Consider the following 20,722-nt stretch of genomic DNA (forward strand, 5'->3'; position numbering starts at 1 on the left):
TTTTAGGTTAACTAGTGTTAACGTGTGTTAACCGATCACTCAATCTAAGCAATAACTTTATACATTTGACATATGAATGATAAAAGATATCGACTGATTTTATATACCATCATTGCCGTAATTATGGCTACCATTGGCATACAGGTCTATTGGAATTATAAAAACTACCAAACCAATAAACAACAGCTTATAAACGACGTGCAAATTAGCTTAGATAAAGCAGTTGATGATTATTATACCGCTTTAGCAGAGCGTACCACTTTTGGTTTTATTCTTGAAGGCGACCAACAAAAAAATGCTTTTGAAGACGATGGAGAACTCGAAAAAATTTTAAAAACCATTGATGAATCTAAAAAAGAGTTTACAAATCTTGATGCTTTAGATACAAATACTATTGAAGGCATAACTATCTTTAGAGGGCTTAAGGCAGATTCAATGTCAGAGGCTCATAATAAAAAACACAAACCCTTATCAACAGAGGAATTTAAATTAAAAATAGATAGTCTAAAAAATAACAATAAAGATGTCAATTTAAAAAATGCCGAATTTCTCACCTCTAAAGTGATGATTTCGATAAAAAATGACACACTCGATGTTAAGGCTGTTGAAAAATTAATAGCAAAAGAATTAGAACGCAAAAGCATTAATGTCGATTTTTATTTAGATTATAAAGACATCGAACGCGACGTTGATTTTTTTAGGGTAAACGGATCCTTACCAGAATTGGACCCTAATCATATGTCTGATGATTATCTTCAAACGGATACAAAATCTAGATTCCTTCCAAAAGGTACTTTTTTAACCATTCTATTTACCAATACAACAAAAGCTATTTTATATCGTATGATCGGTGGCATCTTAATTTCAACGCTCTTAGTTTTAGCCGTAATAAGTTGTCTATTCTATCTATTAAAAATCATAAAACATCAAAAGCAACTCGCCGAAGTTAAAAATGACCTTATCAGTAATATTACGCACGAGTTTAAAACACCAATTGCCACCATTAGCGCGGCACTAGAAAGTATTAGCAACTTTAATGCTATTGACGATAAAGCCAAAACTAAAAAATACCTCAATATGTCTTCTGAGCAATTAGGTAAGTTGACCATTATGGTTGAAAAACTATTAGAAACTGCCACTTTAGATAGTAGTAATTTAGAATTGAATAAAGAAAATTTCGATATCACTAGTTTACTTGATGCTTTGGTTAATAAGTATAAAATTCAATTTTCGGATAAGATATTTAAAACTAATTTTCAACTTGAAAGCTTAATCATTAATGCTGATATCTTTCATATTGAAAATGCCCTAAACAACATTTTAGATAATGCCGTAAAGTATGGAGGTGAGCTTATTTCAATTGAATTGAAAACAACGAAAACTAATTTTGAAATTTTAATTTCAGATAACGGCAGTAGTCTAACCCAAGAAAATAAAACTCAAATTTTCGATAAATTTTATCGTGTCCCAAAAGGGAATACTCACGATGTAAAAGGTTTTGGCATTGGCTTATACTACACCAAAACCATTATTGAAAAGCATAATGGCTCAATCAGCTTAGAACTAAATAAAAATTCAACAACCTTTAAAATCACACTTCCAAATGCCTAATAAAACTAAACTCTTATTGGCTGAAGATGAAGCCGCTTTAGGACAAATTATCAAAGAAAGTCTTGAAACACGAGATTTTGAAGTTATTCTCTGCGAAAACGGAGACAAAGCATTTGACAAATACAACTCTGAAGCCCCTGAAATTTTAGTTTTAGATGTGATGATGCCCAAAAAGATGGTTTTACCTTAGCGAAAGAAATTAGAGCAATTGACCAAACCATACCTATCATATTCTTAACGGCAAAGTCGCAAACCGCAGATGTCGTTGAAGGTTTTTCAATTGGAGGAAATGATTATCTCAAAAAACCATTTAGTATAGAAGAGTTGATTGTTAGAGTTCATAATCTAGTCGATCGGGCAAAGACTCAAAAAACTTCTGAAGCTATCACAATTGGTGATTACACTTTCGATTTTCCTAAGCAACACCTAAAGTTTAAGGATGATGATTTTATTCAACTTACACACAGAGAAGCACATTTACTCTTTCATCTTATAAAAAACAAAAATCAAGTTTTAGAACGTTCAGTAATACTCAATAAACTTTGGGGCACAGACGATTTTTTCTCAGCGAGAAGCATGGACGTATTTATTACAAAGCTTCGCAAAAAACTTAAAAGAGATGAACGTATTCAAATTATTAATGTGCGTGGGTTTGGGTACAAACTGACGGAATAAAATTTTAAAAGCACATTAGTCTGATTTGCATAAATTTAAATACCTCATATTTTAAAAACCTAATACCTCTAGTCAATAAAACTGGATCAATTTTTGTACTTTTCAATTCTATACGCCACAACCAATGCAAAAGTTAGTTTATTTGTTCGTCTTCTTCAACCTGCTCTGTTTTTCACAAGAGAAAACACAGAAACAAATCACAGCAACATTAATAGACTCTACTAAAATTAAGGCTAAAGCAATTTATGGCGTTGACAATTTCGGCACTCTTTATTATACAACTGAAAACAATTCGTTTCAAAAGAAAACGCAAGATACCATTATAACATATGCCAATTTTCAACTTGGTAACATCACCACCGCAAATACCTTTAACCCTTTAAAAATCAACTTATTTTATAAAGACTTCAATACCGTTATCATTTTAGATAACCGTTTAGCTGAAATTTCAAAAATAGACTTCAACACTATTCAGCCCTACAAAAATGTATCATTTGTATCTTCAGGTTTTGATAATTCGCTATGGTTATTCAATCAAGATTATCAGTATTTAGAATTGTACGATTATAAAACTAATAAAATTAAACTCAAAACGGTCCCAATTCAATCTAATGCCTTAGACCTAAAAAGTGACTATAACTACTGTTACTTACTTACCGAAAATTTTCTTTATGTCTATAATTATTTTGGTAGTCTCATTCAAAAAATCAAAAACACAGGTTTTGATAGTTTGGCATTCAGCAAAGCACATTTATTATTAAAGAAGAATGAAAAGCTTTTTATTTTAGAAAAAAATGAATCTGTGATTCGGCCGATCAAGCATCCCAATTTGTTAATAAAACAGTTTTTGGTAACCAATGAAACAATGTATATTTACGACGATATTTTACTACGCCTTTACCAATTAAAAATAGAATAGATTATGCATGTTGCTGTTGCAGGAAATATAGGAGCTGGAAAAACAACGCTCACAAAATTACTAGCTAAACACTTTAAGTGGGAAGCACAATTAGAAGACGTGGTTGACAATCCATATTTAGATGATTTTTACAATCAGATGGAACGTTGGAGTTTCAATTTACAAGTCTATTTCTTAAACAGCAGATTTCGCCAAGTCAACCAAATTCACGATAGTGGAAAAGACATTATTCAAGATAGAACCATTTATGAGGATGCACATATTTTTGCTCCTAACTTGCACGCTATGGGTTTAATGACCAATCGTGATTTTGAGAATTACTCCTCGCTATTTGAATTAATGGAATCGTTTGTAAAAGGACCAGATTTATTAATTTACCTACGCAGTTCTATTCCTAATTTAGTAAACCAGATTCATAAACGTGGTCGTGACTACGAAAACACAATTAGTATAGATTATTTAAGTCGATTAAATGAACGTTACGAAGCTTGGATTTCGAAATACGATAAAGGTAATTTATTGATTATTGATGTCGACAATCTCGATTTCGTGGCTAATCCTGAAGATTTAGGTGATATTATTAATAGAATTGATGCTGAGATTAATGGCTTATTTTAAGTGATTTTATTCATCCTATAATACGCAGGTTTGCCTCTTAAATAATTCGTTTTCAGATTAACACTGTTATAAAACAGCGCATTTGATGCAACGTTGTTCTGCCTTGCCTTTATTAAAAATGGGCAATACAGCTGTATAACAACAAACGAAGAAAGCATAGTCTTAAGCAATAAACCCGCTTTTCCTAGCATGTTCAATGGCTTGTTGGCTATTTTCCACTAATAGCATTGGTGTGGTTTTATAACCATCTACAATACTTTTTACACGCAACATTTTCTTCTTATGCTTTACACTACGTAAGTAAATTGCTAAAATTCGATTTGGAAACTCTTCAGCAATCTCGATATAAATATCTGGATCATGCTCTCCACTATCTCCTATTAAGATAAAAGGTAAATGCGGATATGTTTTTAAGAGATTGGTAATTTCCTTTTGCTTTTGAGGCTTTTCATCTTGTGGTTTTTTCCGAAGTAAATTACTGAGGCTTCGCAATAAAATTGGCCCTTTAGGAAAATTATTTTGTCTTAAAAAAAGTTCTAAATAACGGTATAAGTTCCAAGGACTATGACTCACATAAAAAATAGGATTGGCATTATTACCAGAAGCTCCACGATGTAATTTATGATAAAACTCTGCAGAACCTTCTAAAGGAATTCTATGTTTTGCATGCTTAAAAATGGAATTATAAATTACTTTCCACTTTAAAATAGAAACCACTCCAGTGTGCAATATGGTATCATCTATATCACTTGCCACACAAAATTCTGCTTTATTAGAAGGAATCAAGAGTTCGCCGGGAAATCTATTTTTATTCTGTATGGTACGTTTAAGATTGACGTCATTATAGGATAATTCAAAAGGCAACCAACCTTCTTCATTCGCTAGATCGCTTAAGTTTTCTATAGATTCTTCAGCAATAAAATAACCATTCTCGTCGGTCGTAACTTTTAGAATTGTATTGTTTGGCAATTTAACATCTAAACCAACATGCTTTATTTCGTCAGTTTCAAAACGTTTCCATGTATTTACAATAAGGTGCCAAATATGCTGATCTTCTAAATCAATTGATTCATCTTCTAAAGCTCTACCTCTAGCATAAAAATTAGAATCTGTCCCATAACTCTGAAACGTAATAATCTGTAAAGGATCTTTTTTAAACCAACTCAATTATCTTAACTTTTTATATTTTTCAAGATACTAAAATCACTTCACAACAAAAGCAATAGCACAATTAATTCGTTAGGCTAATGTTAAATATTCATCAATTTTATAATATTCCTAGTATTTTAGTCATTCAAGACACTAACGCAACTTAAATCCATCCACAACGCATGCAAAAATTAATACTCCTACTCCTATTAAGCCTATCTTGTAGCTTAATAACCGCACAGAACACCGAAAAAGAAAACCTAACACCCACACCAAACTATAGAGCAGCTGCTAAATTTTCTCCAACAAATTTAGCAAAACTGGTACATTCAACGTCTGTAAATCCACATTGGTTAAAAAACGGAAATCGGTTTTGGTACCAATACAAAACAACTGAAGGCTCTAAATACTATATTGTAGATGCCGACAAACGCAGTAAAAAAGAACTTTTCGACAATGAAAAGATGGCAAAATGGCTCACTGAAATTACAAAAGACCCATACGATGCTAAGCATTTACCAAAATTCAATTTTGAGTTTGTAAAAAATGAAACCGCAATACGTTTCTATGTGACATCTACTGAAAAAGTAGACGAAGTAAAAGATGACGATAATGATATTGAAGACAACATAGACACCGATACTACCAAAACAAAGAAAAAAGGCAAAGCTAAAAAGCCTAAAAAAGTCAACAAAGTATACCATTTTGAATACCGACTTGGAGGCAATGGCTTAACCCTCTTAGATAATAAAAAGAAGAAAAAAGAAGATTGGAAAAAATGGGCAAACATTGCACCAGACAGTTCTGTAGTCTTATTTTCTAAACATTACAATTTGTATTGGATGGATAAGGAAAATTTCCTCAAAGCAGTTAAAAACGAGAAAGATTCTACAATAGTTGAGAACCAATGGACCACTGATGGAGAAGAACATTATGACTTTGGAGGAAGTAGTCGTGGTGAAAACAATGAAACCAAATTAAAGAATAAAGACAAACGTAAATATGTTCGTGGTATTTGGTCTCACGACTCTAAAAAGTTTGTATTCCAAAGAACAGACTCAAGACATATTAAAGATTTATGGGTTATTAATACAACCTCAAGCAAACGCCCTACTTTAGAAACCTACAAATACCACATGCCTGGTGAAGATGAGTATTATAAAACAGAACTCCATATCTTCGATATACCTTCAAAAAGTAATATTAAAGTCCAATTAGATACTGTTAAACAACAAAGTATTCAAGTATATCGTGCGCCAAGATTAAAATCGAGTTACGATGATGATTTTTCACCTTCATTACTTTTATCTAAAAAAGGTAAAATCTATTATAGCACAATTAGTAGAGATCGTAAAAAACTAGATATCTGTGTGGCTGATATTAATACCGGAGAAACAAAAGTTTTAATAGAGGAACGCTTCAACACCTATATAGAGTCACGTCCGTTAGTATTACTAAATAATGAAACTGAAATGCTACATTGGGCAGAACGTTCGGGTTGGGCACACTATTATCTGTATGATACTGAAGGACACTTAAAAAACGAAGTGACCTCAGGCTCTTATCATGTAGAACGCGCTATTGGGGTTGATGAAAAAAGTAGAACACTTTATTTTACAGCGCATGGTATTCCAAAAGACCAAGATCCGTATTATGAACACCTTTATAAAATTAATTTAAATGGCTCTGGACTGCAAGCCTTAAATCCTGGTGATTATAATACGAGTACGAGCATGGCAGACTCTAACGCTTATTTTGTGAATAATTATTCTAGAGTGAATACGGTTCCTAAATCAGAATTAAGATCCAATTCCGGAAAACTTATTATGAGTTTAGAAGAAGCCGATCTATCACAATTAATGGCAACTGGCTATCAATTCCCAGAACCTTTTAAAATGAAGGCAGACGATGGTATTACAGATATTTATGGAGTAATGTACAAGCCTTTCGATTTTGACGAGACTAAAAAATACCCACTACTAGAATATGTATATCCTGGACCACAAACCGAAGCTGTAAATAAATCATTTTCTGTACGTATGGATCGCTTAGATCGTATGGCACAAGTCGGATTTATTGTAGTCACTACGGGAAATCGTGGTGGACACCCAGACCGTTCTAAATGGTACCACAACTACGGCTATGGAAACCTTAGAGATTATGGTTTGGCTGATAAGAGACACGTCGCCGAACAATTAGCCGACAAACATAATTTTATTGATATTAATAAAGTTGGAATTTACGGTCATTCAGGTGGTGGTTTTATGTCTACCGCAGCCATTTTAGTGTATCCAGATTTCTTTAAAGCAGCAGTCTCTTCTGCCGGAAACCACGACAATAACATTTATAATAGTTGGTGGAGTGAAACACATCATGGTGTACAAGAAGAAATGGATGATGATGGTAATGTGAAATACAAATACCTCATTGACACTAACCAGTCTTTAGCTAAAAATCTAAAAGGACACTTAATGTTGATTACTGGTGATGTTGATAATAATGTCCATCCTGGAGGTACCATTAGAATGGCTAACGCGTTAATAAAAGCTAACAAACGTTTCGATTTTATGCTTATGCCAGGTCAACGTCATAGTTTTGGTAATATGACTGAGTATTCTTTTTGGTTACGTGCCGATCACTTTAGTAAACATTTACTAGGAGTAGAAGCAACAGAAATTGATATCACCGAAATAAACAGAGATCAACCTAAAACAAAACCTTAGTACACTACTATATTTGAGATAAAAATAAAACCACGTTCCTTAGCGTGGTTTTTTTATGTTTATATTGAAACCCAAACATTACAACTTAGTGCTATTTAAAAATTTTGATAACATTTCTTTTCTTTAATTTTGCAACATGATAAAAGCCTTACAACTACGCATTAATTTACAGCAAGAAAGACAAGCCGATGGTTTGCTTAATAAAGCGGCCTATGATTTGGGAATGAAACCTTCCGAAATCTCAGGAATTAAAATTCTTAGAAAATCGATTGATGCACGTAAGCGAACTATCATGTTCAACTATAAAGTTGAAGTTTACATTAATGAACCTGTACCTGAAACTTCAGATTATCATTTTGATTATAAAGATGTCTCTAATGCAAAGCCTATTCATATTATAGGTTTTGGACCAGCAGGCATGTATGCCGCATTACGCTGTATAGAGTTGGGATTTAAGCCTATTGTTTTAGAACGCGGTAAAAATGTACAAGATCGTCGACGTGATTTAAAAGCCATTAACCAAGATCATTTTGTAAACGAAGATTCTAATTACTGTTTTGGTGAAGGTGGTGCTGGTACGTATTCTGACGGTAAATTATACACCAGAAGTTTAAAACGTGGAGATGTTAGAAGAATCTTTGAAAACCTAGTGTATCACGGAGCAACAGATCAAATTTTAGTGGATGCCCATCCACATATCGGAACCAATAAACTACCAAAAGTGGTTCAAAATATAAGAGAGAATATCATCAAGTTTGGTGGTGAAGTGCATTTTGAAACGCGTGTGACTGATTTCACGATTAAGAACAATAAAATTGTGACTATTCAGCTTAACAATGACAATGAACTTGATGTTGAAAAAGTCATTCTAGCGACGGGTCATTCTGCAAGAGATATTTTCTATTTGTTAAATAATAAGAAGATAAAGTTAGAAGCCAAATCATTTGCCATGGGAGTGCGTGTAGAGCATCCGCAAGACATCATTGATGGTATTCAGTACCATTGTAAAGGTGAGCAACGCGACGAGTTACTTCCGGCAGCTTCATACAGTTTGGTACAACAAGTGAATGACAGAGGCGTGTATTCATTTTGTATGTGTCCTGGTGGATTTATAGTTCCTGCAGCCACAGCCAATGGTGAAGTGGTTGTTAACGGGATGTCACCTTCCAAACGAAATAATAAGTTTGCCAATTCAGGTATTGTCACAGAAATTAATGCTGATAAAGATCTTTACAAATACGAACATTTTGGAGCTTTAAAAGCACTCGAATATCAAAAAGATTTAGAACGTTTAGCTTTCACGGCTGGAGGAAGACGGCAATCTGCTCCTGCTCAAAGATTGACGGATTTTGTAGAAGGCAAATTATCTTCAAGTTTAAATGAAACCTCTTATCAGCCTGGTTTAAAATCGGCACCATTGCATTCTTTATTACCCAAAATAATTGGGGATGTTTACGCAAAGGCTTTAAAGCTTTTGGTGAAAAAATGAAAGGCTATTATACCGAAGAAGCTAATATTATTGGTGTAGAATCACGTACCTCTTCTCCTGTAAATATTCCAAGAACTGAAACTTTAGAACATCCTGAAATCACTAATTTATTCCCATGTGGAGAAGGTGGTGGTTATGCCGGCGGTATAATTTCTGCAGCTATGGATGGTGAGCGTTGTGCTGAAGCAGCTACTGCTCAGTTTTAATTAATTTAGAAAGCGCTTTAGCGCAAATCAGTCACAACAAATGAAATTTGCCTATTTTTTAATAGCATTATTTTTTACAACCAACGGTATAGGTCAGGTTAGCGAAAAGAAACAACATGCTATAGACTCAACATACCAGATTGCTGTTGATGATAAAAAACCAATACTTATAAGATTACAGTCTTATAAGTATTGTTGTTGGAAAACCATTTATTTAGATTTTAATCAAGGGCTTAAAAATAGTTCAGAGTATTTAGCATTAGCTAAAACCAGTACCGATTATAATTCAATGATTCAGGCTTATCATTTCTTAGGACATTCACAAATAATGTTAGGCCAATTTAATAAAGCTGCTACGACCTTACACGAAGGTTTAGTCATCGCTATTCAAAATAATAATCATAGGGGTATCGCTCAAATTTATGGTGACTTAGGAAACCTAAATAATAACTTAGGAAACTCAACACTCGCATTAGAGTATCATTTAAAAAGTTTAGAATACGCAAACCACTACAATTTTAATGTAGAATATGCGAAGGCTAAAATTAATATTGGTGAAATATATGAATCTCAAGGCCAATACAAATTGAGTATAGAAACTTTTGTGAATGCTTTAAATTTTTGCGAATCACATAATTTTGTAGGATTTAAATCATCGATTTACGAAAACCTAGGAGATATAAACATTACCATTAAAGAGTACGAAACGGCTGAAAAAAATTATACTAAAGCATTAGCATATGCTAAACGTCTTAATAACAATAATAGATTAATTAATGCTTTAAATAAATTAGGTAAACTCAACTTAGAGCTAAACCACCTAAACCAAGCCTTAGACTATTACAACGAAGCCTTACATATTGCTATAACTAGAAAAGCCTATGTACTAGAAGCCAAAGTTAGAGCCAACTTAGCGAACGCTAATCTATTGCAAAATAATACAAATGAAGCCTTAAAAAATATCACCCTTGCGATCAATCAATTTGAAAATTTAAAAATCAAAGACAACTTAGATAGGGCTTATATTATTGCCGCTAACATATATTCTGAATTAAATCAAAAAAGAAAACGCAACACCTATTATAAAAAAGCCTATGACATTGCTAAAACCACAAACCAAATAAACACATTAAAATCGGCTAGCAAAGGTTTAGCCATGGCCTACGAAGAAGGTGGAGATTTATTAAACGCTATTAAATACCATAAGGAATTTAACACTTATAGTAATCAAATAAGAGATGATGATGGGATAAAAGATATTATCCGTATAGAAATGCAAGATGTTTACAAACAAAAATCGTTTACGGATAGTATTAATAAAGCAAACGAAATTAAACTGCTGCAATACGAGCATAATAAGAAAGAAGAACGCAACAAACTAAGAAACTACATTGCTATTTCAAGTATTATGACTCTTATTTTAATTGTGTTATGTGTTACTTATTATTATTTTCAAAACAAGAAAATAGCAATAGTGCTCTCAAAAAAAAACAAACTCATTAACGCGGCTTTAAGCGATAAAGAAATCCTGCTAAAAGAAGTACACCATCGTGTAAAAAACAACATGCAAGTGGTTTCCTCCCTGCTATATTTAAAATCAAAGAATACAGAAAATCAAATTACCAAAGACGCTTTAATCGACAGCAAAAAAAGAATAGATGCCATGCAATTGGTACATCAAAAAATGTATCAAAAAGGGAACTATCAACAAATTGATATTTTAGAATATTTTAATGATATTGTAGACCTTCTATTAAAACCTATTAAATCATCAGAAGACAGTTTTACGGTACACGGTAAAGAATTATGGTTGCATGTAGAACAAGCACAAGCCTTAGGCTTTATTTTACATGAATTAATTACAAATAGTGTAAAACATGCTTGGAATAAAACAACAATTAGAAACATAGACATCAGTATCATAAAAACCGAAAACAACATTCAGTTTAGCTACTCAGATAACGGTAAAGGCTTACCTGAAAACTTTGATATTACAACTTCCAAATCTTTTGGTATGAAGCTCATCTATTCACTTTCAACAAGACAACTACTTGGCAAAACCCAAATTAATACCTCCAAAGGATTTGCTATAACCATTACATTCAATGCTCGATAAAATAAAATTAAAAGTCCTAATTGCTGACGATGATGTATTCATCTCAGAACAACTCAATAGCATTTTAGAAGATTTGGGTTATCAGGTTACAGAAATAGCGTTCAATGCTGAAAGTGCGCTACAGGCTTTAAAGACAAATCCGCCCGACATTGCTATATTAGATATCAATATGCATGGCAAAAATCAAGGGTTTGAAATCGCAAAATACATCAGAGAAAATTTAAATATTCCTTTTATATTCTTAACCTCTTTTGCTGATGAATCAACCGTTAATGAGGCTTCAAAACTAACGCCAGACGGTTACTTATTAAAACCATTTAATGAAGCGACGATCTTTTCTACTTTAAATATTGTACTCAACAGACATCGTAAAACTAATAGTTACTTTAACATTAAAATAGGTCATAAAATACATAAAGTAAAAACTGATGAATTACTTTTTGTAATGTCTGCAGATAAATATATCGAAATCCATACGAAAGCTAAAAAATACTTAAAGAGAGATACTATAGATCATTTTATTCAAGAAAATAAGCTTAAAGGAATGAATCGTGTACATCGATCTTATGCAGTTAAAGTAGATAATATCGATAGTGTAAAAGGATCAATTATTTATATCAACAATCAAGAAATCCCAATATCGAACACCTATAAAGAAGCTTTTAAGAAAGCCTACAGTTCTTTTTTGTAAATACATTCTTATAGATAAATTCAATTCAACGTTATTCTAAAATAAAGTAGACCTTAGGAAAGTGTCATCTTAACTTTCCACGTACAAAACCCGTCACTTCACGACATTTTTTTTCACCATTTCCATTATTGCTCTAATTTTGTTTAGAACGCTCTACCTACTTATTCATGAAAAAAAAATCATTATTGGTTTTTGTATTAATACTATTTGCAGTAGCACTTGTCATAGCACAAAGCTTAATACTATTAGGCCTCAACTAACACTGATGAATTGATAAAGTTGTAGATCTAATTTCCAAAAAAAATTAAACCCTAAAAATCGAATAACAGGTATTCAATAAGGAAACAACCTTGACAGACATAAGGGAATAAAAAAAGAGCACTTCTTGTTGTAGGGAATAAGAAGTCAGCTTAAAAGGATGCTTTTGAAAAGCATCCTTTTTTTATGGAACAAAACGGTTCTAAATTCTTAACATAAAAAAAGAAAACCAAAGAAGGGAATACATACCATACAAAGGTCTCTTTAATAAATTATTACTATTTTCGCGTCTTAAATTGAAATACAAATGAACGCATATATATTTCCAGGTCAAGGTGCACAATTCTCAGGAATGGGATTAGACCTTTATGAAAATTCACCTTTAGCACAAGAGTTATTTGAAAAAGCCAATGACATTTTAGGCTTTCATATTACAGACATTATGTTTGAAGGTTCTAAGGAAGATTTAATGGAAACTAAAGTAACCCAACCTGCTATCTTTTTACATTCTGTAATTTTAGCAAAAACACTCGGAGATAGCTTTAAACCAGATATGGTTGCAGGACATTCTCTTGGAGAATTCTCTGCGTTGGTTGCTGCTGGAGCCTTAACATTTGAAGACGGACTTAAATTAGTTTCTCAACGTGCCCAAGCCATGCAAAAAGCCTGTGAATTGCAACCAAGTACAATGGCTGCTGTTTTAGGTTTAGAAGATACCGTTGTTGAAGATATCTGTAAAACTATAGACGGAGTTGTTGTTCCCGCAAATTATAATTGCCCAGGACAATTGGTGATTTCTGGAGAAGTTGAAGCCATCAATAAAGCTTGTGAAGCGCTAAAAGAAGCCGGAGCAAGACGTGCTTTAGTATTACCTGTTGGCGGAGCATTTCACTCACCATTAATGGAACCTGCTCGCGAAGAGTTAGCTGCTGCCATAGAGAATACAACATTTAGTAAACCTAATTGCCCAATATATCAAAACGTAACAGCGTCTGCTATAACAGATGAAAATGAGATTAAATCCAATTTAATTTCACAATTAACAGCTCCTGTTCGTTGGACACAATCGGTACAGCAAATGGTTGCTGATGGTGCATCACATTTTACAGAGGTTGGTCCTGGAAAAGTATTACAAGGCTTAGTAAAGAAAATACATAGAGAAGCAGAAACGGCTTCAGCTACTTTTGAAACTAACTCCTAAACCCAATTACTTTGAACAGATCACTATTTATTATATTACTCATAGCTTTTAATATTGCCATTGATCAAATTTCTAAAGTAATTGTTAGAACAACAATGATTAAAGGAGCTAAAGGCCAAATCAATGTTATACAAGATTATTTTCAACTCATTTGGGTAGAAAATAAAGGAGCTTTTTTAGGTATGGGAAGTGATATGAATCCTACGCTTAGGTTAATCTTCTTGTTAGTTTTACCAACCCTTGTTTTAGCTTATGTGATATATTATATTTTAAAAACTAAAGAATTAGACAGATTAAGCCTTATTGCCTTTTGCTGTATTGCAGGAGGAGGTATAGCCAATGTCTTTGACCGCATTGTTTTCGGTGAAGTCACGGACTTTTTCTTTATTGATTTAGGCGGTGTTTTTAAAACAGGAATCTTTAATGTTGCAGATATGTCTGTTACCATAGGAATGGTAATGTTACTATTCAGTGGTGTTTTTAACAGTAAGAAAAAAGAAAAGATTGCTTAATGCGCTAGTTTACAATCTTCGCAATCTTTAATTTCACCATAATAGGTTTCACGATATTTGTGAAGTGTTTTGTAAGGTATACTTAAAAATTGCTTTTTGATGTAAGTGACATTAGTCTGTAATACACCCATTTTTTTTGTGAAGCGACCTTCGGTTTTGGTCTCTCTTTTAATACTAATCAATTTCATGTTGTTCAATTATCATTCACTGCAAAGCAACGAAGATTGAAGACCAACTCCAAGGAATCGATGTTAAAACCGGGGTAATCCCTTTTGATATTATCATATTGAAAATCAGACACTACAACAGTTAACATATTCACATCATTGTAGCCTAAGGATTACACATTCAATAATCAAAATTTCGCTTAAAATGGCTATTTTTTGTAAATAATGCCGTTTTTCATTACAAACGTAACGTTTTCCATAGTAGAAATTGTAATTGTTGGATCGTCATTTACAGCAATAATATCTGCTAAATAATTAGGTTTAATTTGTCCAATTTTATCTTCCATTTGTAACAACATAGCATTGGTAACTGTTGCACTTTGAAGAGCTTCAATTGCAGGCATTCCTGCTTCAACCATATATCCAAACTCTTTAGCATTATCACCATGATAAAATACAGCAGCGTCAGTTCCAAAAGCAATTCCCACACCTGATTTATAAGCTCTACCAAACATATCTTGAATTTTTGGTCCAATATTTAAAGCTTTAGGAACAATAATTTCAGGATAATACCCCGAAATCTTTGCTTTATCAGACACAAACTTACCTGCTGTAATGGTTGGCACTAAATAAACATCGTGCTTCTTCATAAGCTCCATAGTTTCATCACTCATTAAAGTACCATGCTCAATCGTTTTTACTCCACCTAAAATGGCACGTTGCATCCCTTCATCTCCATGTGCATGTGCCGCTACATGAAAGCCATAATCTTTGGCTGTTTCACAAATAGCTTTTATTTCTTCGACAGTAAATTGTGGATTTTGTCCACTTTTAGCCCTACTTAAAACACCGCCTGTTGCTGTTATTTTAATTAAGTCTGCTCCGTTTTTATACCGTTGTCTTACTGCTTTCTTCGCATCCTCGACACCATTAACCACACCTTCCTTTGGACCAGGATCACCCATAAGATTTTTACTAGATCCGTTTGTTGGGTCGGCATGACCACCTGTCGTTGCTAATGATTTACCTGCCGTAAAAATTCTTGGACCAACAACTTTCCCTGCGTTTATAGCATTTCTTAATGCTATATTTACTCCAGAACCTCCTAAGTCTCTAACCGTTGTAAAACCACTCATTAAGGTGACTTTCGCATAATTTGTAGAATTAAAAGCTACATCTGCATCATTCAAGGTATATTTATTAAGATAAGCTTTTGGACTCGTTTCGCCTTCAATATGAACATGCATATCTATTAAGCCTGGCATGACCGTTTTAGACTTTAAATCTACTGTGATATCTTCTGCACTTGTTGGATTTATATAGCCATTTTCAACCGAAATTATTTTATCGCCAGAAACAACAATAGTTTTCTTCTTATGTACTTTACCTGATTTTGTATCTATCAATTTTCCACAGTGTAAATACGTGTTCTGTGCCGTAAGTGTTACTGTACAGAGCAATACTAAAATCCCAAGTAAAGTTTTCATAATTATTTAGTTCTTATTTTTTGTTCCCATTTCCAAGCAGAATCCATGGCGTCGTCTAAGGTCAATTCGGTTTTCCAACCTAAAACCTTATTGGCTTTGGACGTTTCAGCATAAGCCGAAATGACATCTCCTTCGCGTCGATCTACAATTTTATAATTTAAAGATTTCCCAGAAACGCGCTCAAAAGACTGAACAGCCTCTAAAACTGTACTTCCTTTTCCTGTTCCTAAGTTAAAAAACTCAAAATTAGAATCGTTTTTATGATTCAATAAGCGCTGTAACGCCAGTACATGTGCTTTTGCTAAATCTACCACGTGAATATAATCTCTAACACAAGTACCATCTGACGTTGGGTAATCGCCCCCAAAAACAGATAATTGTTCTCGTATACCAATTCCTGTTTGCGTAATAAAAGGCACTAGATTTTGTGGCACTCCAATGGGTAATTCTCCTATTTCTGTTGAAGGATGTGCTCCTATAGGGTTAAAATAACGTAAAGCAATAGCATTAACATCTCCATTTACTTTACAGACGTCTCTTATAATTTCTTCACCAATCTGCTTTGTATTTCCATAAGGAGACTCCGCAGGTTTTATTGGTGCATTCTCTGTAATTGGCAATTCATCTGCTTGACCATAAACCGTACATGATGAACTGAAAATGAAATTTTTAGTATTTAAACCACTTAATTCCTGAAGCATATAAACCAAAGTTGTAATATTATTTTCATAATACATTAAAGGTTCAGCGACACTTTCTCCAACCGCTTTACTTGCGGCAAAGTGAATGACTCCAACAACATCATTATGACGTTTAAAAAAGTCTTGTACGTCTTGTTTTACTCTTAAATCTAATTTTTCAAAATGTGGCTTTTTATTCGTAATAGCAGTGATACCATCTAAAACTTCGATTGAAGAATTAGATAAATTATCTATAATTACAACGTCGTAGCCTTCGTTTTGTAATTCAACAACGGTATGCGACCCAATAAAACCTAAACCTCCTGTTACTAGAATCTTCATATTATTTATTTGTCTGTATAAAATTTAAAACTGTACTCGTGATAAATTCAATTTGTTCATCATCGAGTTCTGTATGCATTGGCAGTGAAATCACAGATTGGATTAAGGCATTGGTAACTGGAAAATCTGATTCGTTATAACGCTCATCCATATACGCTTTTTGTCTGTGCAACGGAATTGGATAATACACTCCACATGGAATATTTTTTGATTGTAAGTGTGCTACAAGGGCATCTCTATCCACTCCTTTTAAATTAAGTGTATATTGATGAAACACATGGTCACTACTAGTATCATCATTTTCTAAACCTATTGGTGTTACAATATTAGGATGATTCTTAAAGGCTTCATTATATTTTCTTGCTGTATTTCGTCTAGCAGCATTATAAGTATCTAAATGTGGTAATTTAGCATCTAAAACAGCGGCTTGAATAGAATCTAAACGTGAATTTACCCCTACAACATCATGATGATAACGTTCGTACATCCCATGATTTACAATACCTCTAATTTTATGAGCCAAATCATCATCATTTGTAAAAATGGCACCACCATCTCCATAACATCCTAAATTTTTAGAAGGAAAAAACGACGTTGAAGCAGCATGTCCTATAGCACCTGTTTTGGTTTTTGACCCATCGCGATGTGTATAATTAGCCCCAATTCCCTGAGCGTTATCTTCTATAACATATAAGTTATGGGCTTTAGCTATATCCATTATAGCATCCATATCGGCAGGTAAACCAAATAAATGAACAGGTACAATCGCTTTTGTTTTTGGTGTAATGGCTTTTTTAATGGCCTCTAAATCAATGTTAAATGTAATAGGATCGACATCTACTAAAACTGGAGTTAATTGCAATAAAGCAATAACCTCAACAGTAGCAGCAAATGTAAAATCTGCAGTAATAACTTCATCTCCCGGTTGTAATCCTAAACCCATCATGGCTATTTGTAAGGCATCTGTTCCGTTTGCACATGGAATAACATGCTTAACTCCTAAATAATCTTCTAGATTTTTTTGAAACTCATGCACTTTTGGTCCATTAATAAAAGCGGCACTGTCCATAACCTCTTGAATCGATGGATCTACTATATCTTTAATTTTGGCATATTGACTCTGAAGGTCAACCATTTGTATTTTTCTCATTCTAAAAACTACGATTAAATGTGTAAATAAAAAAGCAAATTGCTCTAAGCGAAAATACAAAATTGTAAGCGCTATGGCAATGCAATTAATTGAAAGTAATGTATTTTAGCACAAATCTTTATTTTTGAAAGGACTCTATTCTATAGGAATCTACTTAGCAAGTTTTGTTGTTAAAATTGCAGCCTTATTCAATTCTAAATTGAAACAAGGTGTTATGGGCAGAAAAAAGACCTTTTCAACACTTGAAAATGCGATTACACCACAAGACAAAACCTTTTGGTTTCATTGCGCTTCACTTGGCGAATACGAACAAGGTTTACCTGTCTTTGAAGCTTTAAAAGCGAAACATCCTAACTACAAAGTGGTGTTGTCATTCTTTTCGCCTTCTGGTTATAACGTTAGAAAAAACGCAAAAATCGCCGATGTTGTAGTTTATCTTCCGCTTGACACTAAAGCAAATGCCAAACGTTTTTTAGATTTGGTAAATCCTGATTACACGCTATTTGTAAAATATGAAATCTGGCCTAATTTTTTACATGAAATTAAAAAACGCGGCCTAAAAGCGATTTTAATTTCTGCTGTCTTTAGAAAAGATCAAGCCTTTTTTAAATGGTATGGCAGTTATACAAAGTCTGCACTGTTTGCGTTCAATCATATTTTTACACAAGACGAAAACTCTAAAACATTACTTCATCGTATTGGTTACAATGCTGTTTCTGTTTCTGGCGACACACGATTTGATCGGGTTTCAAATCAATTAAAAGTTGACAATACAGTTTCTTTTATTGAAGAATTTAAAAACGACAAATTATGTATGGTTTTTGGAAGTTCTTGGCCAGATGATGATAAATTATATATGAATTTCATAAATTCTAATCCTAATGCAGATGTAAAGTTTGTAATTGCTCCACATAATATAAAATCGAGTTATGTAGCTTCATTAAAATCCCAATTAAACGTAAAAACCATTTGTTATTCAGAATTAACTGAGAATGAAAATTTAGCCGATTACGACGTCTTTATTTTAGACACCATTGGGTATTTAAGCAAAGCTTATAGCTATGCCGATATGGCTTATGTTGGTGGCGGAGCTGGAACAACAGGTTTGCACAATATATTAGAACCTGCGGTTTTTGGCATTCCAATTCTTATTGGAAAGAACTACGACAAGTTTCCTGAAGCTAAAGCATTAATTGACTTGGGAGGTGTAACAAGTATAGCTAGTTCCAATGGTTTCAACTCTACATTACATGCCTTGATTAAAGATGATGTTTTACGGACAACCCAAGGACATATCACTAAATCCTTTATTACATCTAACACAGGAGCTGTTCTTCAAATTATGGATTATTTAGATCATTAATCTAAAATCCGTCTTGCTTTTATAGTTTAGAATGCACTAATCGATACATTAAAACTGCAGTAATTTTAGCTTGGGTTGCAACTGTATTTAAATTTCCGGTTTCATTGATTGTATGATCGTCGCCCCCACCAGTAAGCCCTATACCATCTATAGCCATATTTACATATTCTGAAGTAAATGAAATATCTGCAGCTCCTGCATTTCTCGGATTTACTGCTGTTACGGGACCAAAACCTAAATCTTTACTAACAGTATTGTAATATCCTAATAATTTCGTGTTTCCTTCCGTTAACGTTAATGGTGGATATCCTCCAGACGAAAACTTAAGTTCAGCTTTTGTTTTTGGATAATTTTCAGAAACTATATTTTGCATTGTGGCTTTAGCTTGCACTAACTGATCTAGAGATACAGCTCTTAAATCTCCACGAACAATGGTTTCTTGAGCTACCACATTGGCTTTCCCTAGAGCATGCCCACCTGTTCTTTCTTCGTTTTGACTTACAGAAGTTCCGCCTATTATAAAGCCAGGATTAAAGGTTAAATCTTTTTCTTTAGCGAGCTGTACGTAGAATTCATTTAAAATTCGAGAGGTTTCATATATAGCGCCTACACCAATATTTTTAGTAAAAATTTGAGACGAATGCGCAGGGTTCCCAGTAACTTTAAGTTCCCAATCCGTAGATCCTCTTCTTGAAACCACTACTGTTTTAGGATTGTTATCCCCATTTTCAAAACCTAAAGCAATATCTGCGCGTTTTGCGGCATCAATTAAAGCTTTTTTAGACGATTCTAAAGGGGCACCACTCTTTTCTTCGTCGCCTGTCATTACAATTTCTATAGACATATCATCTAAAAGTCCAGCGTCGTGTAAAGCTTGCATGGCTAAAATGATGATAACGTCACCACCTTTCATGTCGGCAACGCCTGGTCCTTTCATGATAGAATCGTTAAGCATGGTGTAGTCTTGAAAAGGACTATCTAATTCAAAAACGGTATCTAAATGACCTATCATTAAAAATTTTGGACCTTTTTTTCCTTTCCTTGTGGCAATTAAATGTCCTGCTCTACCATAAGCATCACCATTAGTCAATTCGGTTTTAAACCCTAATTTATCGAGCTCGGCTTGAAACAAACGGCCGACCTCTTTTACTCCTTCAAAGTTCATAGTACCACTATTAATGTTGACTGATTTTTTAATCAAGGCAATGGCATTTTCCGAATGCTTATCAACTGCTTTTATAATTTTTCGCTCCTTATTATTATTTTGTGAAAAGCTTACAAGTGAAAAACAAATAGAAGCCATTAAAACTATCTTTTTATAATTAGGGGTTTCGATTATCATTTGAATTTGATATTAAAGTTAAT

15 protein-coding genes and 2 pseudogenes are annotated in these 20,722 nt (G+C 33.4%); 11 read left to right on the forward strand and 6 right to left on the reverse strand.

The features are described 5' to 3' along the window. Nucleotides 1-72: 72 nt before the first annotated feature. From ACXGSQ_RS00695 to ACXGSQ_RS00710, 4 genes and pseudogenes are all read left to right on the forward strand, one after another. A complete protein-coding gene (locus ACXGSQ_RS00695; RefSeq protein ID WP_458627744.1) occupies nucleotides 73-1,611 on the forward strand; it encodes a sensor histidine kinase in 1,539 nt (512 codons plus the stop codon). Continuing rightward, nucleotides 1,604-2,286, forward strand: a pseudogene (locus ACXGSQ_RS00700) (response regulator transcription factor). The gene ACXGSQ_RS00695 and the pseudogene ACXGSQ_RS00700 overlap by 8 nt, the downstream one beginning before the upstream one ends. 124 nt (nucleotides 2,287-2,410) lie before the next feature. Next, nucleotides 2,411-3,205 (forward strand): hypothetical protein, encoded by a 795-nt coding sequence (locus tag ACXGSQ_RS00705; protein WP_458627745.1) that lies wholly within the window; start codon nucleotides 2,411-2,413, stop codon nucleotides 3,203-3,205. Between the two features lie 3 nt (nucleotides 3,206-3,208). Further along, entirely contained in the window at nucleotides 3,209-3,823 is a 615-nt protein-coding gene (locus tag ACXGSQ_RS00710) for a deoxynucleoside kinase (protein WP_458627746.1), read from the forward strand. 162 nt (nucleotides 3,824-3,985) lie between these two features. Here the strand turns inward: ACXGSQ_RS00710 and ACXGSQ_RS00715 are convergent, their stop codons facing one another. Further along, nucleotides 3,986-4,990, reverse strand: coding sequence for an App1 family protein (locus tag ACXGSQ_RS00715; RefSeq protein ID WP_458627747.1), 1,005 nt, complete (start codon nucleotides 4,988-4,990; stop codon nucleotides 3,986-3,988). Between the two features lie 164 nt (nucleotides 4,991-5,154). Here ACXGSQ_RS00715 and ACXGSQ_RS00720 point away from each other — a divergent pair, with 164 nt between their 5' ends. The 6 genes and pseudogenes from ACXGSQ_RS00720 to lspA all read left to right on the forward strand — a co-directional run bounded on the left by ACXGSQ_RS00720 (nucleotide 5,155) and on the right by lspA (nucleotide 14,168). Beyond that, entirely contained in the window at nucleotides 5,155-7,695 is a 2,541-nt protein-coding gene (locus ACXGSQ_RS00720) for a S9 family peptidase (protein WP_458627748.1), read from the forward strand. Between the two features lie 136 nt (nucleotides 7,696-7,831). Continuing rightward, nucleotides 7,832-9,390: pseudogene (locus ACXGSQ_RS00725) on the forward strand (NAD(P)/FAD-dependent oxidoreductase). A 40-nt stretch (nucleotides 9,391-9,430) separates the two neighbouring features. Continuing rightward, nucleotides 9,431-11,506: a tetratricopeptide repeat-containing sensor histidine kinase gene (locus tag ACXGSQ_RS00730; RefSeq protein WP_458627749.1), complete on the forward strand. Its 2,076-nt coding sequence runs from the start codon at nucleotides 9,431-9,433 to the stop codon at nucleotides 11,504-11,506. Beyond that, nucleotides 11,496-12,197 carry a LytR/AlgR family response regulator transcription factor gene (locus ACXGSQ_RS00735; RefSeq protein ID WP_458627750.1) on the forward strand — a complete coding sequence of 234 codons (702 nt, stop codon included), beginning with the start codon at nucleotides 11,496-11,498 and terminating at the stop codon, nucleotides 12,195-12,197. The genes ACXGSQ_RS00730 and ACXGSQ_RS00735 overlap by 11 nt, the downstream gene beginning before the upstream one ends. A 565-nt stretch (nucleotides 12,198-12,762) precedes the next feature. Continuing rightward, nucleotides 12,763-13,656 carry an ACP S-malonyltransferase gene (gene fabD / locus ACXGSQ_RS00740; RefSeq protein ID WP_458627751.1) on the forward strand — a complete coding sequence of 298 codons (894 nt, stop codon included), beginning with the start codon at nucleotides 12,763-12,765 and terminating at the stop codon, nucleotides 13,654-13,656. A gap of 11 nt (nucleotides 13,657-13,667) precedes the next feature. Beyond that, nucleotides 13,668-14,168 (forward strand): signal peptidase II, encoded by a 501-nt coding sequence (gene lspA, locus ACXGSQ_RS00745; protein WP_458627752.1) that lies wholly within the window; start codon nucleotides 13,668-13,670, stop codon nucleotides 14,166-14,168. Here lspA and ACXGSQ_RS00750 read toward each other — a convergent pair. From ACXGSQ_RS00750 to ACXGSQ_RS00765, 4 genes are all read right to left on the reverse strand, one after another. After that, nucleotides 14,165-14,356, reverse strand: a complete 192-nt coding sequence (locus ACXGSQ_RS00750; protein WP_458627753.1) for a hypothetical protein — start codon at nucleotides 14,354-14,356, stop codon at nucleotides 14,165-14,167. The two genes, lspA and ACXGSQ_RS00750, sit on opposite strands and share 4 nt — an antisense overlap. Before the next feature lie 188 nt (nucleotides 14,357-14,544). Further along, nucleotides 14,545-15,822: a metal-dependent hydrolase family protein gene (locus ACXGSQ_RS00755; RefSeq protein ID WP_458627754.1), complete on the reverse strand. Its 1,278-nt coding sequence runs from the start codon at nucleotides 15,820-15,822 to the stop codon at nucleotides 14,545-14,547. A 2-nt stretch (nucleotides 15,823-15,824) separates the two neighbouring features. Then, on the reverse strand, nucleotides 15,825-16,844 hold the full coding sequence (galE, locus tag ACXGSQ_RS00760) for a UDP-glucose 4-epimerase GalE (protein ID WP_458627755.1): 1,020 nt from the start codon (nucleotides 16,842-16,844) through the stop codon (nucleotides 15,825-15,827). A gap of 1 nt (nucleotide 16,845) precedes the next feature. After that, the gene (locus ACXGSQ_RS00765) at nucleotides 16,846-17,994 is read right to left on the reverse strand and encodes a DegT/DnrJ/EryC1/StrS family aminotransferase (protein WP_458627756.1); all 1,149 of its coding nucleotides are present in this window, start codon (nucleotides 17,992-17,994) and stop codon (nucleotides 16,846-16,848) included. 124 nt (nucleotides 17,995-18,118) lie between these two features. On the opposite strand from ACXGSQ_RS00765, the gene ACXGSQ_RS00770 reads away from it, so the two are divergent. Continuing rightward, nucleotides 18,119-19,357 carry a 3-deoxy-D-manno-octulosonic acid transferase gene (locus ACXGSQ_RS00770; protein WP_458627757.1) on the forward strand — a complete coding sequence of 413 codons (1,239 nt, stop codon included), beginning with the start codon at nucleotides 18,119-18,121 and terminating at the stop codon, nucleotides 19,355-19,357. A 19-nt stretch (nucleotides 19,358-19,376) separates the two neighbouring features. Here the strand turns inward: ACXGSQ_RS00770 and ACXGSQ_RS00775 are convergent, their stop codons facing one another. Next, nucleotides 19,377-20,660, reverse strand: a complete 1,284-nt coding sequence (locus tag ACXGSQ_RS00775) for a M20/M25/M40 family metallo-hydrolase (protein ID WP_458627758.1) — start codon at nucleotides 20,658-20,660, stop codon at nucleotides 19,377-19,379. Nucleotides 20,661-20,722: the final 62 nt, after the last annotated feature.

Source organism: Winogradskyella sp. PC D3.3, assembly GCF_054366245.1.

Coding starts and splice junctions, on each gene's coding strand:
- ACXGSQ_RS00695 (WP_458627744.1), top strand. CDS start 73: ATGAATGATAAAAGATATCGACTGATTTTATATACCATCATTGCCGTA.
- ACXGSQ_RS00705 (WP_458627745.1), top strand. CDS start 2,411: ATGCAAAAGTTAGTTTATTTGTTCGTCTTCTTCAACCTGCTCTGTTTT.
- ACXGSQ_RS00710 (WP_458627746.1), top strand. CDS start 3,209: ATGCATGTTGCTGTTGCAGGAAATATAGGAGCTGGAAAAACAACGCTC.
- ACXGSQ_RS00720 (WP_458627748.1), top strand. CDS start 5,155: ATGCAAAAATTAATACTCCTACTCCTATTAAGCCTATCTTGTAGCTTA.
- ACXGSQ_RS00730 (WP_458627749.1), top strand. CDS start 9,431: ATGAAATTTGCCTATTTTTTAATAGCATTATTTTTTACAACCAACGGT.
- ACXGSQ_RS00735 (WP_458627750.1), top strand. CDS start 11,496: ATGCTCGATAAAATAAAATTAAAAGTCCTAATTGCTGACGATGATGTA.
- fabD (WP_458627751.1), top strand. CDS start 12,763: ATGAACGCATATATATTTCCAGGTCAAGGTGCACAATTCTCAGGAATG.
- ACXGSQ_RS00750 (WP_458627753.1), bottom strand. CDS start 14,356: ATGAAATTGATTAGTATTAAAAGAGAGACCAAAACCGAAGGTCGCTTC.
- ACXGSQ_RS00755 (WP_458627754.1), bottom strand. CDS start 15,822: ATGAAAACTTTACTTGGGATTTTAGTATTGCTCTGTACAGTAACACTT.
- galE (WP_458627755.1), bottom strand. CDS start 16,844: ATGAAGATTCTAGTAACAGGAGGTTTAGGTTTTATTGGGTCGCATACC.
- ACXGSQ_RS00765 (WP_458627756.1), bottom strand. CDS start 17,994: ATGAGAAAAATACAAATGGTTGACCTTCAGAGTCAATATGCCAAAATT.
- ACXGSQ_RS00775 (WP_458627758.1), bottom strand. CDS start 20,660: ATGGCTTCTATTTGTTTTTCACTTGTAAGCTTTTCACAAAATAATAAT.